This is a genomic window from Streptococcus oralis (assembly GCF_023109155.1).
GTDB lineage: Bacteria > Bacillota > Bacilli > Lactobacillales > Streptococcaceae > Streptococcus > Streptococcus oralis_BZ.
Genome location: NZ_JALDUA010000002.1, coordinates 232,070 through 248,629, shown reverse-complemented (window position 1 = coordinate 248,629; position 16,560 = coordinate 232,070). Strand labels below are relative to the sequence as shown.

General features: G+C 41.1%; 12 protein-coding genes. 11 read left to right on the top strand and 1 reads right to left on the bottom strand.

What is annotated here, in order from left to right:
• Nucleotides 1–84 precede the first annotated feature (84 nt).
• The 9 genes from ligA (at nt 85) to M1F63_RS05170 (ending at nt 13,959) form a co-directional block, all read left to right on the top strand.
• On the top strand, nt 85–2,043 hold the full coding sequence (gene ligA / locus M1F63_RS05210; protein WP_247940900.1) for an NAD-dependent DNA ligase LigA: 1,959 nt from the start codon (nt 85–87) through the stop codon (nt 2,041–2,043).
• 149 nt (nt 2,044–2,192) lie between these two features.
• Nucleotides 2,193–4,478: a type I pullulanase gene (gene pulA, locus M1F63_RS05205; protein ID WP_247940899.1), complete on the top strand. Its 2,286-nt coding sequence runs from the start codon at nt 2,193–2,195 to the stop codon at nt 4,476–4,478.
• Between the two features lie 197 nt (nt 4,479–4,675).
• A complete protein-coding gene (locus M1F63_RS05200; RefSeq protein WP_247940898.1) occupies nt 4,676–6,100 on the top strand; it encodes an NADP-dependent glyceraldehyde-3-phosphate dehydrogenase in 1,425 nt (474 codons plus the stop codon).
• 271 nt (nt 6,101–6,371) lie between these two features.
• Nucleotides 6,372–8,267: a 1,4-alpha-glucan branching protein GlgB gene (gene glgB / locus M1F63_RS05195; protein WP_001064529.1), complete on the top strand. Its 1,896-nt coding sequence runs from the start codon at nt 6,372–6,374 to the stop codon at nt 8,265–8,267.
• Between the two features lie 159 nt (nt 8,268–8,426).
• Nucleotides 8,427–9,569 (top strand): glucose-1-phosphate adenylyltransferase, encoded by a 1,143-nt coding sequence (locus M1F63_RS05190; RefSeq protein ID WP_247940897.1) that lies wholly within the window; start codon nt 8,427–8,429, stop codon nt 9,567–9,569.
• Nucleotides 9,559–10,698 carry a glucose-1-phosphate adenylyltransferase subunit GlgD gene (glgD, locus tag M1F63_RS05185; protein WP_247940896.1) on the top strand — a complete coding sequence of 380 codons (1,140 nt, stop codon included), beginning with the start codon at nt 9,559–9,561 and terminating at the stop codon, nt 10,696–10,698. Before M1F63_RS05190 ends, glgD begins: the two co-directional genes overlap by 11 nt.
• Entirely contained in the window at nt 10,695–12,128 is a 1,434-nt protein-coding gene (gene glgA / locus M1F63_RS05180) for a glycogen synthase GlgA (protein WP_247940895.1), read from the top strand. Before glgD ends, glgA begins: the two co-directional genes overlap by 4 nt.
• Before the next feature lie 61 nt (nt 12,129–12,189).
• Complete coding sequence (gene serB, locus M1F63_RS05175) at nt 12,190–12,834, top strand: phosphoserine phosphatase SerB (protein WP_049500682.1); 645 nt, start codon at nt 12,190–12,192, stop codon at nt 12,832–12,834.
• A gap of 9 nt (nt 12,835–12,843) precedes the next feature.
• A complete protein-coding gene (locus M1F63_RS05170; RefSeq protein WP_247940894.1) occupies nt 12,844–13,959 on the top strand; it encodes a glycerate kinase in 1,116 nt (371 codons plus the stop codon).
• Here the strand turns inward: M1F63_RS05170 and M1F63_RS05165 are convergent.
• On the bottom strand, nt 13,956–14,402 hold the full coding sequence (locus M1F63_RS05165; RefSeq protein WP_125441000.1) for a DUF1694 domain-containing protein: 447 nt from the start codon (nt 14,400–14,402) through the stop codon (nt 13,956–13,958). The two genes, M1F63_RS05170 and M1F63_RS05165, sit on opposite strands and share 4 nt — an antisense overlap.
• Before the next feature lie 162 nt (nt 14,403–14,564).
• On the opposite strand from M1F63_RS05165, the gene eno reads away from it, so the two are divergent.
• Together eno and M1F63_RS05155 are read left to right on the top strand one after the other, a co-directional pair.
• Nucleotides 14,565–15,869 carry a surface-displayed alpha-enolase gene (gene eno, locus M1F63_RS05160; RefSeq protein ID WP_000022821.1) on the top strand — a complete coding sequence of 435 codons (1,305 nt, stop codon included), beginning with the start codon at nt 14,565–14,567 and terminating at the stop codon, nt 15,867–15,869.
• 124 nt (nt 15,870–15,993) lie between these two features.
• Nucleotides 15,994–16,488 carry a YkgJ family cysteine cluster protein gene (locus M1F63_RS05155; RefSeq protein ID WP_247940893.1) on the top strand — a complete coding sequence of 165 codons (495 nt, stop codon included), beginning with the start codon at nt 15,994–15,996 and terminating at the stop codon, nt 16,486–16,488.
• The last annotated feature ends 72 nt before the right edge of the window (nt 16,489–16,560 follow it).

Sequence of the window (16,560 nt, the reverse complement as noted above, 5' to 3'; positions counted from 1 at the left end):
CTTTTTAAGAAAATATTACACTACAAACCATTTTTCAGTCCTTCTCTATTGTGAGGAGGGCTTGCTTTGTGGTAAAATGGGATTATGAATGAAAGAATGAATGAGTTAGTTGCCTTACTTAACCGCTATGCGACCGAGTACTATACGAGTGACAATCCCTCGGTGTCAGATAGCGAGTATGATCGCCTCTACCGAGAGTTGGTCGAATTGGAAGCTGCCTATCCAGATCAAGTTTTAGCGGACAGTCCGACTCATCGTGTTGGTGGTAAGGTTTTAGATGGTTTTGAAAAATACAGTCATCAGTATCCTCTTTATAGTTTGCAGGATGCTTTTTCACGTGAAGAGTTAGAAGCTTTTGATGCGCGTGTTCGCAAGGAGTTACCCCAACCGACCTATATTTGCGAGCTGAAAATCGATGGTTTGTCTATCTCGCTTACGTATGAAAAGGGGATTTTGGTTGTTGGTGCCACACGTGGGGATGGTTCTATAGGAGAGAATATCACAGAAAACCTCAAGCGTGTCAAGGACATTCCTTTGACCTTGCCAGAAGAACTAGATATCACCGTTCGTGGAGAGTGTTACATGCCACGCGCTTCATTTGACCAGGTCAACCAAGCTCGACAAGAAAATGGAGAGCCTGAATTTGCTAATCCTCGTAACGCAGCTGCAGGAACCCTCCGTCAGCTGGATACAGCAGTAGTGGCCAAACGCAATCTTGCGACTTTCCTCTATCAAGAAGCCAGCCCTTCTACTCGTGATAGTCAAGAAAAAGTCTTGGAGCATCTTGAACAGCTTGGTTTTGTAGTTAATCCTAAACGAATATTGGCTAAAAGTATAGATGAGATATGGGATTTCATCCAAGAAGTAGGACAAGAACGGGAGAAACTGCCTTACGATATCGATGGAGTAGTAATCAAGGTCAATGACCTTGCAGGTCAAGAAGAACTCGGCTTTACTGTTAAAGCGCCCAAGTGGGCAATCGCCTATAAATTTCCCGCTGAAGAAAAAGAAGCCCAGCTCCTTTCAGTTGACTGGACAGTAGGTCGTACGGGTGTTGTGACCCCGACTGCCAATCTAACACCTGTTCAGCTTGCTGGCACAACTGTAAGCCGCGCAACTCTTCACAACGTAGATTATATCGCTGAAAAGGATATCCGAAAAGATGATACGGTTATCGTTTATAAGGCTGGAGATATCATTCCTGCTGTTTTGCGTGTAGTAGAGTCCAAGCGTGTTTCTGAAGAAAAACTAGATATTCCGACTAACTGTCCGAGCTGTGACAGTCAGTTGCTTCACTTTGAAGATGAAGTGGCTCTTCGTTGTATCAATCCTCGTTGTCCTGCTCAAATCATGGAAGGCTTGATTCACTTTGCCTCTCGAGATGCCATGAATATTACAGGACTTGGTCCATCTATCGTCGAAAAGCTTTTTGCTGCCAATTTAGTCAAGGATGTGGCAGATATTTACCGTTTGAAAGAAGATGATTTTCTCCTTTTAGAAGGTGTCAAGGAAAAATCTGCTTCTAAACTGTATCAGGCCATTCAAGCATCCAAGGAAAACTCTGCTGAAAAGCTCTTGTTTGGTCTGGGAATTCGCCATGTCGGAAGCAAGGCTAGCCAACTCTTGCTCCAACATTTCCACTCTATTGAAAATCTAGCCCAATCAGACCCAGAGGAAGTAGCAAGTATCGAGAGCTTGGGTAGTGTGATTGCACAAAGCCTTCAGACTTATTTTGCTACAGAAGGGTCGAATATTCTCTTAGACGAGTTGAAAGAAGCTGGAGTCAATCTGGACTACAAAGGACAGACAGTAGTGGCAGATGCGGCCTTGTCAGGTTTGACAATTGTATTAACTGGTAAATTGGAACGTCTCACACGCTCAGAAGCCAAAAATAAACTCGAAAGCCTCGGTGCCAAGGTCACAGGCAGTGTATCTAAGAAAACGAATCTTGTCGTAGCAGGAGCAGATGCAGGAAGCAAGCTCCAAAAAGCACAAGAACTTGGTATCGAAGTTCGAGATGAGGCCTGGCTAGAAAGTTTGTAAGGAATAGTTGAAAACTAGATGTTAGATAGTCTGGAACTATCTCTCCTGGTGTGTTTTTATATCTATTAAAGCTATTCTATATTGTGCTGAAATTCCCGTTAAATTCTTCAGCATGACTTAAAAATTAAAATTAGGAATTAGGAAAAGAAATGTATAGTTACCCTGTAGTCATCCATTTTCACCGAAAAAATGTGGATTATGATGCTTGTTCATTCAGTAGAAAACAGGCAGATGTTAAAGAAAATTTGTATTATGAAAATGACTATTTTGGAGCAAAATTCTCCTTTACAGTCACAAGTGCAGAAAGGCTCGATACTTTGACCTTTTCTGCTGAAATAGATGGTAAGACAAAAGACTATCTCCTACGGTTTAACTATTATCCACTGTTGACTGAGGTTTGGATCTTAGATGGTGATGAGACGGTTTATTATTCTGAAAATCCTGCCATTGCAAGTCCTTTCTATAAAGATCGAAACCCGTTTGCTTTTGATAAAGCTTTTCACAGTGAAAGTTTTGATCATCATTGGGGATACCAAGGAGAGTTGGGTTATAGTATCTCAGAATACCAGACAAGCTTTAAACTCTGGGCTCCCACAGCTACAGCAGTCCAAGTGGTCGTTTATGAAAATACAAGTAACGACGCGCCGATTTGGAAAACCTTTAATCTAAAGCGAGGGAATAGCTATTCATACAGTCATAAGTACAATACCATTGGTGTTTGGAGTGTAGACCTGGATGAAAATCTTGCAGGTAAAGCTTATCAGTATCAGATTGAGTTTCCACACCACCAGACCTTGACACGAGACCCATACACTATCGCTACAAGTCCTGATGGAAAACGTTCTGTCATCCTCTCTCAGCAAGATAGACAGGTAGAAGGATTCGAAGTCAAACATGGGACAGATGCTCATTGGCGTTTGGAAAATCCATGTAAAGCCGTTATCTGTGAGATGCACATTCGTGATTTTACAAAATCGCCGACATCTGGAGTTTCAGAAAACCTTCGAGGGACCTTCCTTGGGGCTGCCCAGACTGGAACAGTTAACCAGTATGGTCAAGCAACTGCCTTTGACTATATCAAAGAACTCGGCTGTAATTATGTTCAGCTTCAACCAATCTTTGATCGCCATAAGGAATATGATGAGGATGGAAATGTAACCTATAACTGGGGCTATGATCCTCAAAACTACAATGCACCAGAACCAAGTTTCTCTAGCAATCCAGATGATCCTGGACAGGTTATTCGAGACCTCAAGACCATGATTCAGGCATATCATGATGCGGGAATCGGTGTCATTATGGATGTCGTTTACAACCATACCTTCTCAACGGTCGATGCACCTTTCCAAACAACTGTTCCTGATTATTACTATCGTATGAATCCAGATGGAACCTTCCAAAACGGAACAGGTGTTGGAAATGAAACCGCAAGCGAACACGAAATGTACCGCAAGTATATGATTGACTCACTCCTTTATTGGGTGAAAGAATACAATATTGACGGTTTCCGTTTCGACTTGATGGGAATTCATGATGTCAAAACCATGCAGGCGATTCGTTGGGCACTTGATGAAGTTGATCCACGTATTATCACTTACGGAGAAGGTTGGGATATGGGGACTGGTCTTGCACCTTATGACAAGGCCAAGAAGGACAATGCCTACCAGATGCCAAATATTGGATTCTTCAACGATGATCAGCGTGATGCCATCAAAGGAGGAGAAGTTTATGGCTCAATCAAGGCAGGATTTGTTAGCGGTGCTGCTACAGAACCTATTGTAGCCAAAGCTATTCTTGGTAGCCGAGAGTTGGGTTCATATCTTAGTCCAAACCAAGTTCTTAACTATGTGGAAGCCCATGATAATTACAACTTGCATGATTTGTTAGTAACCCTTCATCCAGATCACAGTTCAGATAAGATTATGCGTCAGGTTGAGACAGCAACAGCCATGAGCATTCTTATGCAAGGGATGTCCTTTATAGAGCTGGGGCAAGAATTTGGTCGCACCAAACTCCTTGCTACTGGAGAAAATGGCGAGCTGACTGCGGCAGATAGAGAACGGGCCATGAACAGCTACAATGCTCCAGATAGTGTCAACCAGGTCAACTGGGATTTAATCAATGAGAGACAAGAAAGCATTGACTTTATTCGCCAGATTATTCGCGTAAAAACACAAACACGTGCTTTCTCTTATCCTACATACGAAGAAGTTTATCGTCATGTCTTCGTCCATACAGCTGCTGAAAATAGTGGATGGATTGTTTACGAAATTCACGGTGGAGCAGAGCACTTATTGGTGGTATTCAATGCTAAGGGAACTTCCTTCTACTTTAAAAATGCGGGAAATCTTGAAATGCTGGTGTCCAATAGTCGTTCTAAAGAGTCTAATGTGATTGATGATATCAGCGTTGCACTCTTGAAGGTACTTTCATAGTAAATGCAGCAAAAAGGTTTAGTTAAAACTAGACCTTTTTTGATTTTTATTTAAAAACCAATATCTAATAGGAATAAATTTCAAATAATTTGAAGAATCAAGTTTGTGAAAAAAATATCAATATTTTCCAAAAAGGGGTTGTAATTTTCTGAAAATTTGATAAAATAAGTTTTAATCATTTTCAGGAGGAAGAGAATTTGACACATTATCAGAATTTAGTGAATGGAAAATGGAAATCATCAGAGAATGAAATTGCCATCTATTCTCCCATCAATCAAGAAAAGCTGGGTACAGTACCTGCTATGAGTCAGGCTGAAGTAGATGAGGCTATGAAAGCTGCGCGTGCAGCTCTCCCAGCATGGCGTGATTTAGCACCCGTTGAGCGTGCAGCTTATTTGCATAAGACAGCAGACATTTTGGAACGTGATAAAGAAAAAATTGGTACCATTCTTGCTAAAGAGGTTGCAAAAGGGATTAAAGCAGCCATTGGAGAAGTAGTACGTACAGCAGAATTGATTCGTTTTGCTGCTGAGGAAGGTCTCCGTATCACTGGACAAGCAATGGAAGGTGGCGGTTTTGAAGTTGCAAGTAAAAATAAACTAGCCGTTGTTCGTCGTGAGCCAGTTGGAGTGGTGTTAGCTATCGCGCCATTTAACTACCCAGTAAACCTTTCTGGATCTAAGATTGCTCCGGCATTGATTGCCGGAAATGTCGTTATGTTTAAACCACCAACACAAGGATCTATTTCTGGTCTCTTGTTGGCTAAAGCATTTGACGAAGCCGGAATCCCAGCAGGTGTCTTTAACACCATCACTGGACGTGGTTCTGAAATCGGAGACTACATCATCGAACACAAGGAAGTGAACTTCATTAACTTTACAGGTTCAACACCGATTGGTGAGCGTATCGGTCGTTTAGCTGGTATGCGCCCGATTATGCTTGAGCTTGGTGGAAAAGATGCAGCAATTGTTTTAGAAGATGCAGATTTAGAAAATGCAGCTAAGCAAATCGTAGGTGGTGCTTTTAGCTACTCTGGTCAGCGTTGTACTGCTATCAAACGTGTTTTGGTTGTGGAAAGCGTAGCAGACAGATTGGCTGAATTGCTCCAAGCCGAAGTTGCTAAGCTAACGGTCGGTGATCCATTTGACAATGCAGATATCACACCTGTTATTGATAATGCTTCAGCTGATTTCATCTGGGGATTGATTGAAGACGCTCAAGAAAAGGGTGCTAAAGCGCTCAGCCCAATCAAACGTGAGAATAATCTCATTTGGCCAGGACTTTTTGATTATGTCACAAGAGACATGAAATTAGCCTGGGAAGAACCATTTGGACCTGTTCTCCCAATTATTCGAGTTGCAGATGCCAATGAAGCACTTGAAATTGCTAATGAATCAGAATTCGGTCTTCAATCTTCAGTCTTTACAAATGACTTTAAGAAGGCATTTGAAATTGCTGAGAAACTTGAAGTTGGTACCGTTCATATTAATAATAAAACACAACGTGGACCAGATAATTTCCCATTCCTTGGTGTAAAAGGTTCTGGTGCAGGAGTGCAAGGAATTAAATATAGTATCGAAGCGATGACAAATGTTAAATCCATTGTTTTTGATGTGAGATAATTTATAAAATCAGGAAAATAACTTCCTGGTTTTATTTTTTTAAAAAAATACAGTAGAAAATTGATAAAAAACGAATATTCTGGTATTATAATAAAAAAATATATGGAAATTGTTTCGTGTTCTATTTTCTGGATATCTTTTTTAAAATGCTAGGTAATTTTTTGAAGACTTTCATAAAAAAATATGATTTCCTTCGTAAATTACTTGAAAGTTATCTTAAAAGAGTGTATAATAGAATTATAGAAAACGCTTACAAAAGAAAGGGGATTGAATGAATAATCAAGAAGCATTAAGAACCTTTACTACAGGTGAGAACTTTCACCTCCAGCATTATTTAGGAGCGCATAGAGAGGAGAAAAACGGAGAAATAGGCTATACCTTTAGGGTTTGGGCCCCAAATGCACAAGCAGTTCATCTAGTTGGTGATTTTACCGATTGGGTTGAGAATCAGATTCCCATGGTTCGTAATGAAGCAGGTGTTTGGGAAGTCTTTACGAGTCAAGCTCAGGAAGGTCAGATTTATAAATATCATATCACGCGTGCAAATGGTCACCAGATTATGAAGATTGATCCTTTGGCAGTTTATTTTGAAGCTAGACCGGGTACAGGAGCAGTTCTGACCAATATCCGTGAAAAGAAATGGAAAGATGGCCTTTGGCTAGCACGTCGCAAACGTCTGGGATTTTTCGAGAGACCAGTTAATATATACGAGGCTCATGCAGGGTCTTGGAAGAGAAATCCAGATGGTAGTCCCTATACGTTTTCGCAACTGAAAGACGAGTTGATTCCATACTTAGTTGAGATGAACTATACACATATTGAGTTCATGCCTTTAATGGCTCACCCACTTGGATTGAGCTGGGGCTATCAGCTTATGGGTTACTTTGCTTTTGAACATTCCTATGGTACACCTGAGGAATTCCAAGATTTCGTTGAAGAGTGTCATATAAATAACATTGGTGTTATCGTAGACTGGGTTCCAGGTCATTTCACCATTAATGATGATGCCTTGGCATATTATGACGGTACACCAACTTTTGAATACCAAGATCACAACAAGGCTCATAACTATGGTTGGGGTGCTCTGAATTTTGACCTCGGGAAAAATGAGGTCCAATCTTTCTTGATTTCAAGTATTAAATTTTGGATTGATTTTTACCACTTAGATGGTATTCGGGTCGATGCAGTGAGCAATATGCTGTATCTAGATTATGATAATGCTCCTTGGACTCCAAACAAAGATGGTGGAAACCTTAACTACGAGGGTTATTATTTCCTTCAACGGTTAAACACAGTGATTAAGTTAGCTCATCCAGACATCATGATGATTGCAGAAGAAAGTTCATCAGCGACAAAGATTACTGGTATGAAAGAAATGGGTGGCCTTGGATTTGACTATAAATGGAATATGGGCTGGATGAACGACATTCTCCGTTTCTACGAGGAAGATCCGATTTATCGCAAGTATGACTTTAATCTTGTGACTTTCAGCTTTATGTATGTTTTCAATGAAAACTATCTCCTACCTTTCTCACACGATGAAGTTGTTCATGGCAAAAAGAGTATGATGCATAAGATGTGGGGAGATCGCTACAATCAGTTCGCTGGTCTGCGCAACCTCTACACCTATCAAATTTGTCATCCAGGTAAGAAACTCTTGTTCATGGGTAGTGAGTACGGGCAATTCCTAGAGTGGAAGTCTGAGGAGCAGTTGGAATGGTCTAATCTAGAAGATCCGATGAATGCCAAGATGAAGCATTTTACTTCACAACTCAATCAATTCTATAAAGACCATCGCTGTCTGTGGGAAATTGATACTAGTTATGATGGTATCGAGATTATCGATGCTGATAATAGAGATCAGAGTGTCCTTTCCTTTATTCGTAAGGGCAAGAAGGACGAAATGTTAGTCTGTGTCTTTAACATGGCACCAGTTGAACGCAAGGACTTTACGATTGGTTTACCTGTTGCAGGTATTTACGAAGAAGTTTGGAATACAGAACTAGAAGAATGGGGAGGTGTGTGGAAAGAGCACAATCAAACAGTTCAGACTCAAGAAGGCTTATGGAAAGATTATGAGCAGACTTTGACCTTTACCTTGCCTGCCATGGGAGCAAGCATCTGGAAGATCAAGCGTCGTTTGAAACCAGCTAAGAAAAAAGAATGATGGGCTGTTGATTACAATTTTTTAGATTTTAAAAACGGATGTACTTGTATTGGACTTGAAACACAAGAGAAATGGATTTCCTATTATTTTTATAAAAAAGTTTGACTTCCGACCTTCTTTCGATTTTAACGTTCACATGTCTTTATAAAGGAGTAGAAAATGAAGAATGAAATGCTAGCTTTGATCCTTGCGGGTGGGCAAGGAACACGTCTCGGAAAACTCACTCAAAGCATTGCCAAACCGGCAGTGCAATTCGGTGGGCGCTACCGTATCATTGACTTTGCTCTTTCCAACTGTGCAAACTCTGGAATCCATAATGTTGGTGTGATTACGCAGTACCAACCTCTTGCTTTGAATAACCATATCGGAAATGGCTCTAGCTGGGGATTGGATGGTATCAATTCAGGTGTCTCTATTTTACAACCTTATTCAGCCAGCGAAGGAAACCGTTGGTTTGAAGGGACTAGTCACGCTATCTACCAAAACATTGACTACATCGACAGTGTTAATCCTGAGTATGTTTTGATTCTTTCTGGTGACCACATCTACAAGATGGACTACGATGATATGCTTCAGTCCCATAAGGATAATAATGCCAGTTTGACAGTAGCTGTCCTAGACGTACCGCTCAAAGAAGCTAGCCGTTTCGGTATCATGAATACAGATGCCAATAACCGTATCGTTGAATTCGAAGAAAAACCTGCTCAACCTAAGTCTACAAAGGCTTCTATGGGGATTTATATTTTTGACTGGAAACGGCTTCGCAATATGCTTGTTGCTGCTGAAAAGAGCAATGTGGATATGTCAGACTTTGGTAAGAACGTTATCCCTAACTATCTCGAGTCTGGTGAAAGTGTCTATGCTTATGAATTTAATGGCTACTGGAAAGACGTTGGTACAATTGAGTCACTTTGGGAAGCCAATATGGAGTACATTTCACCAGAAAACGCCTTGGATAGTCGCAATCGTCAGTGGAAAATTTACTCAAGAAACTTGATCTCACCACCAAACTACTTTGGTGCGCATGCTCACGTTGAAGATTCATTGGTCGTGGATGGCTGTTTTGTAGATGGAACTGTTAAACGTTCGATTCTTTCAACAGAAGCACAAGTACGTGAAGGTGCTGAGGTCGTTGATTCTGTTATCATGAGTGGGGCTATTATTGGCCATGGAGCAAAGATTACTCGTGCTATTATTGGTGAGGGCGCCATTATTGCAGACGACGTAGAGATTGACGGAACTGACGAAGTACAAGTAGTAGGATACAATGAAGTAGTGGGGGTAGCAACAGATGAAGATTGATAAATATTCAGCCATTTTAGGAAACACAGTTGGTTTTCATGATATGTCAACGTTAACAGAACACCGTCCGGTAGCTAGCTTGCCTTTCGGTGGGAAATACCGTTTGATTGACTTCCCCCTTTCCAGTCTTGCAAATGCAGGTGTTCGTAGTATCTTTGGTATTTTCCAACAAGATAATATCAGCTCAGTTTTCGACCATATCCGTTCAGGTCGTGAGTGGGGCTTGTCAACCCTTCTAAGTCACTACTATCTAGGAATTTACAATACTCGTGTTGAAAGCAGTACAGTTGGAAAAGAGTATTACCAACAGCTTCTTACCTACTTGAGACGTTCGGGTTCAAACCAAACCGTTTCGATTAACTGTGATGTATTAGTGAATATTGACTTGAATCAAGTCTTCCACCTACACAATACAACGAATGGTCCGATCACAGTTGTATATAAGAAACTTCCAAAGAAAGACATTTCAGATGTGAATGCTATCTTGGAAATCGATGAAACTGACCATGTTCGTTCGCACAAACTCTTTGATAACAAATCTACGGACGAACTCTTCAACATGTCTACAGATATCTTTGTTGTGGATACCCCTTGGTTGATTGAACGACTTGAAGAAGAGGCTCAGAAAGAATATCCTGAAAAGTTGCGCTATGTTCTTCGCGATTTGGCTGTAAAAGAAGGAGCTTTTGCTTACGAATACACAGGATACTTAGCAAACATTCATTCTGTTCAGTCTTATTATCAAGCAAATATTGATATGCTTGAATCTAAAAAGTTCTACTCACTCTTCTCACCAAATCAAAAAATTTATACCAAAGTTAAGAATGAAGAACCAACCTACTATGCGAATACTTCAAAAGTAAGTACTTCTCAGTTTGCTTCTGGTAGTATCATTGAGGGTCAAGTAGTTCAGTCAGTCCTATCTCGTAACATTTATGTTCACAAAGATAGTGTGGTGAAAGACAGCATTTTATTCCCTCGTGTTGTGATTGGGCAAGGTGCCCAAGTTGAATTTGCCATTCTAGACAAGGGAGTTGAGGTTGCGGACGGTGTTGTCATTCGAGGCACAGCAGAACATCCAGTTGTAGTGAAGAAGGGTGAAACAGTAACAGAGGATATTTATTCATGAAAATTTTATTTGTAGCGGCAGAAGGAGCACCCTTTTCAAAAACAGGTGGGTTGGGCGATGTTATTGGCGCACTTCCCAAATCACTTGTAAAAGCGGGGCACGAAGTTGCAGTTTTCTTGCCTTATTATGATATGGTAGAAGCTAAGTTCGGTGACCAGATAGAGGATGTTCTCCACTTTGAAGTTAGTGTGGGATGGCGTAGACAATACTGTGGTATTAAGAAAACGGTCTTGAATGGTGTTACTTTCTACTTCATTGACAATCAGTATTATTTCTTCCGTGGTCATGTGTACGGTGATTTTGACGACGGTGAACGCTTTGCCTTTTTCCAACTGGCTGCTCTTGAAGCCATGGAAAGCATCAGCTTTATCCCTGACCTTCTCCATGTTCATGATTACCACACAGCCATGATTCCCTTCTTGTTAAAAGAAAAATACCATTGGATTCAGGCATATCAAGGTATCAGAACCGTTTTAACCATTCATAATTTGGAATTTCAAGGTCAATTTTCTGAAGGGATGTTGTGGGATTTGTTTGGTGTTGGGTTTGAACGCTATGCTGATGGCACCCTTCGCTGGAATGATTGTCTCAATTGGATGAAAGCTGGTATTCTCTACGCGGATCGTGTCTCAACCGTTTCCCCTAGCTATGCGCACGAGATTATGACCAGTCAGTTTGGTTGCGGTTTGGATCAGATTCTTCGGATGGAGTCAGGTAAGGTTTCAGGTATAGTTAATGGTATTGACGCAGATCTTTATAATCCTCAAACAGACCCACTTTTAGACTATCATTTTGATAAGGAAGATTTGTCTGGAAAAGCTCAAAACAAAGCAAAATTGCAAGAGAGAGTTGGGTTGCCTGTGCGAGCAGATGTTCCACTAGTTGGGATTGTCTCTCGATTGACACGCCAAAAAGGCTTTGATGTTGTGGTAGAAAGCTTGCATCGTTTCTTGCAAGAGGACGTTCAAATCGTTCTTTTAGGAACAGGAGATCCTGCTTTTGAACATTCCTTCTCATGGTTTGCTCAAGTCTATCCTGACAAGCTATCAGCAAATATCACTTTTGACGTCAAACTTGCTCAAGAAATTTACGCAGCTTGTGATTTCTTCCTCATGCCGAGCCGTTTTGAACCATGTGGTTTGTCTCAAATGATGGCGATGCGTTATGGAACTCTACCTTTGGTTCATGAGGTTGGCGGACTAAGAGATACAGTTCAATCCTTCAATCCGATCGAAGGAACTGGTACTGGATTTAGCTTCGACAATTTAACACCTTACTGGCTTAACTGGAGTTTCCAAACAGCCTTGGATGTTTATAAGTACCAGCCGGACGTTTGGAGAAATCTACAAAAACAAGCTATGGAATGCGATTTCTCATGGGATACAGCTTGCAAGTCTTATCTTGACTTGTACCATAGTCTAGTCAACTAATAGATAAAATCGTATGATTCTTTCATACGATTTTTGGGCTGTTTAGAAAAGAGGAGAAGTGATGACTCAAGTAATGGGGCTCTGTGTTATGGATGTTGATGGCACCCTGATAGAAGAGGAAGTGATTGATCTTCTAGGAAAAGAAGCAGGTTGTGAAGAAGAAATATCGCAGATTACAAGCCAGGCAATGCGAGGCGAACTGGACTTTGAAACAAGCTTACGAGCGAGAGTGGCTTTGTTAGAAGGTCTTCCGATTTCGGTCTTTGATACTGTCTTCAAATCCATTCATCTGTCCAAAAATGCTCAAGAATTTATCTCCGTACTTCAAAAGGATGGTATTCTAGTCGGTCTAGTTTCTGGTGGATTTGCACCAATAGTTGAGAGATTAGCAGAATCCCTTGGTATCTCCTATTTCTCCGCCAACCAGTTGGAAGTCAGAGATGACTTTTTAACAGGTAAATTAGTTGGTGAAATTGTGACAGCCCAAGAAAAACAAGCTGCTCTTGAGAAATGGAGAAAAGAATTAAAACTCCCCAAAGAAAGAACGATTGCTATCGGTGATGGTGCCAACGACCTCTTGATGTTAAAGTCAGCAGGACGTGGTGTAGCCTTTTGTGCCAAAGAAGTCGTAAAAGCTGAGATAGCTTGTCATGTAGATACGAGGGATTTTTTGGAAGTTCTACCTTTGATTGATTTCTTAGAATGAGAGGGAACTATGAAAATTGTAATTGCACCCGATTCTTTTAAAGAAAGTTTGACGGCAGAAGAGGTCGCTCAAGCTATAAAAAGAGGATTCCAAAAATCGATAGCAGATGTAGAATGTCTGCTTTGCCCTGTAGGCGATGGTGGGGAAGGAACCGTAGACGCTATTCGACATTCTCTTGAACTAGAAGAAAAATGGTTCCAAGTGACAGGACCTTTTGGCCTAAAAGAATCAATGCGCTATTTTCAAAAAGGTCAAATAGCGCTCTTTGAAGTTGCTGACTTGGTTGGTCTTGGAAAGATTCCGCGGGAGAAACGAAATCCCCTTCACATCCAAACCAGAGGTATCGGAGAGTTGATTCGCCATCTCATTGATCAAGGGATGAAAGAAATCTATATCGGTGTAGGTGGTACGGCTAGTAATGATGGTGGAATAGGCATTGCTACTGGTTTAGGTTATCGTTTTTATGATAAGAATGGAAAAGAATTGCCAGCTTGCGGTCAGACTTTGTTTGAGTTCGAGGCAGTTTCAAATAGCAAGTTGTCTAGGATTCCTGAAGATGTGAAAATCCGAATTTTAGCAGATGTCGTGAGCCCTCTATGTGGTCATCAAGGGGCAACCTATACATTTGGAAAACAAAAGGGCTTGGAACCTGCTTTGTTTGAGACAGTAGATCTGGCTATACAGGAGTTCTATGAAAAATTTTCACAATCAACCCTGTCTCTTAAAGGAGCAGGAGCCGGCGGTGGGATTGCGGCTGGGCTGTGTGCCTTTGCTGAGGCCAGTATCGTATCTGGGATTGACACTTGCTTGGATTTGATTGGCTTTGACAAGAAGGTTGCAGAGGCCGACTTGGTTATCGTTGGAGAAGGTAGACTGGACAGTCAAAGCTTTGTTGGAAAAGCTCCTATCGGTGTAGCAAAAAGAACTCCTGAAGGAGTTCCAGTTATCGCTATTTGCGGTAGTCTTTCTAACGATTTGCCTCCCCTACCATTTGAAAATATAGAAGCTGCCTTTTCCATTTTAGAGAAAAGCGAACCTTTGGAAGACAGTTTGAAAAATGCAAGTCTCTATTTGGAGCACACAGCTACTAATATTGGCCGTTTATTAAATTTGAGGAAGGATTAACCAAACCATTTCTTCCAAATAGATTTTCTAGGGGCCTCTACCTTTTTCTCCTCCCAAAGACTTGAAAATGCAAGTCTAAGGTCCTTTTCGTCTACTTGAACAGGTTCATTTGTATGAATGACAAGACCGAAAGGAGAGGTGATATGATCATCTGAAACAATAGTCGCCTGACAGTTGCTTTCCTTTGCTTGTTTTAAGTAAAAGACCTGTTTGTCAAACTCGATATTTGGTGAAATCTTCACAAAAAGTGCCTCTACCTTTTCTTGAAAACCCTCTAAAATAGAGAAAAATCCATGTTCTAATTCAGGACTATTGGCAGTGCTGACATCCGCGTAGCCAAGAACTCTTTCCTCGAAAGTGCCGAGATAGCGGCGTTGTTCGTCAGGGTTTAATTTCGGCCCACCATGAGCTTTTTCTAGTAGTTGTTTTGATAAATCTGTCATAAAAACAGTATATCACAAAAATCGCAAGAAAACAGACAAAAGAAAGCGATTACTTTATAAAGTTAAGGAAAATTTGCACAAAGATAACGTTTTTTCTTGAAAAACGCTTATTTTTAAGGTATCATAGAGGTGTAAAAAATTTAACTCAAAGGAGAGTAAAAAATGTCAATTATTACTGATGTTTACGCTCGCGAAGTCCTAGACTCACGCGGTAACCCAACACTTGAAGTAGAAGTTTATACTGAATCAGGTGCTTTCGGACGTGGTATGGTTCCATCAGGAGCTTCTACTGGTGAACACGAAGCAGTTGAACTTCGCGACGGTGACAAATCTCGTTACGGTGGTCTTGGTACACAAAAAGCTGTTGACAACGTAAACAACATCATCGCTGAAGCTATCATCGGCTACGATGTACGTGACCAACAAGCTATTGACCGTGCTATGATCGCACTTGACGGTACTCCTAACAAAGGTAAATTGGGTGCAAACGCAATTCTTGGTGTGTCTATCGCTGTAGCTCGTGCTGCTGCTGACTACCTTGAAATCCCACTTTACAGCTACCTTGGTGGATTCAACACTAAAGTTCTTCCAACTCCAATGATGAACATCATCAACGGTGGTTCTCACTCAGACGCTCCAATCGCTTTCCAAGAATTCATGATCGTACCTGCTGGTGCACCATCATTCAAAGAAGCTCTTCGTTGGGGTGCTGAAATCTTCCACGCTCTTAAGAAAATCCTTAAATCTCGTGGTTTGGAAACAGCCGTAGGTGACGAAGGTGGATTCGCTCCTCGTTTCGAAGGAACTGAAGACGGTGTTGAAACTATCCTTGCTGCGATCGAAGCTGCTGGATATGTTCCTGGTAAAGACGTATTTATCGGATTTGACTGTGCATCATCAGAATTCTACGATAAAGAACGTAAAGTTTACGACTACACTAAATTCGAAGGTGAAGGCGCTGCTGTACGTACTGCTGCAGAACAAATCGACTACCTTGAAGAATTGGTAAACAAATACCCAATCATTACTATCGAAGATGGTATGGACGAAAACGACTGGGACGGTTGGAAAGCTCTTACTGAACGTCTTGGTGGTAAAGTTCAATTGGTTGGTGACGACTTCTTCGTAACAAACACTTCTTACCTTGAAAAAGGTATTGCAGAAGGTGCTGCTAACTCAATCCTTATCAAAGTTAACCAAATCGGTACTCTTACTGAAACATTCGACGCTATCGAAATGGCGAAAGAAGCTGGTTACACTGCCGTTGTATCACACCGTTCAGGTGAAACTGAAGATTCAACAATCGCTGATATCGCAGTTGCAACAAACGCAGGACAAATCAAGACTGGTTCACTTTCACGTACAGACCGTATCGCTAAATACAACCAATTGCTTCGCATCGAAGACCAACTTGGTGAAGTAGCAGAATACCGTGGATTGAAATCATTCTACAACCTTAAAAAATAATCGTTGATTTAACAATGTTTTTAGCCCCTCGGATTTTTTCCGAAGGGTTTTTTCTGTTCAGGGGGCAAAAAGGGGACAGTGTTTATGGTATAATAGACAAAAACACTTGAATTAGAAAGAAAATATGTCTAAAGAGATTGATATTGAGTATTACCATCAGCTAGCCTTGCAAAAGCAGAAGGAGCACCGCAAAGTGTTAGCTAATCTAAAGAAAAAACCTCCTAAAAACTTAGATAAGATTGCGCAGCAGATTCACCAAGAAGTCTTTGCTGAGATTGATTGCACTGCCTGTGCCAACTGTTGCAAGACTTTGGGTCCAGACTTTAAGGAAGCCGATATTGTCCGTATTGCCAAGTATTTCAAGATGAAGCTGCCGGCTTTTGAAGAGGAATTTCTGCAGGTAGACGAAGACGGTGACAAGGTTTTCAAGGCTATGCCTTGTCCTTTTTTAGGTGGAGACAATCTCTGCTCGATCTACGATGTCCGTCCCAAGGCCTGCCGAGAGTTTCCTCATACAGACCGTAAGAAGATTCATCAGATTAATCATCTGACAATTAAAAATACCCTGACCTGCCCAGCGGCTTATCTCTTTGTGGAGAAGCTGCGGGATAGGTTGTAGAATCCCCCTCTAAATCTTGTACAAAAATTCTAGGGCGGAAGTATCTTAGATCTGTTAGACTATAGTTAGAAT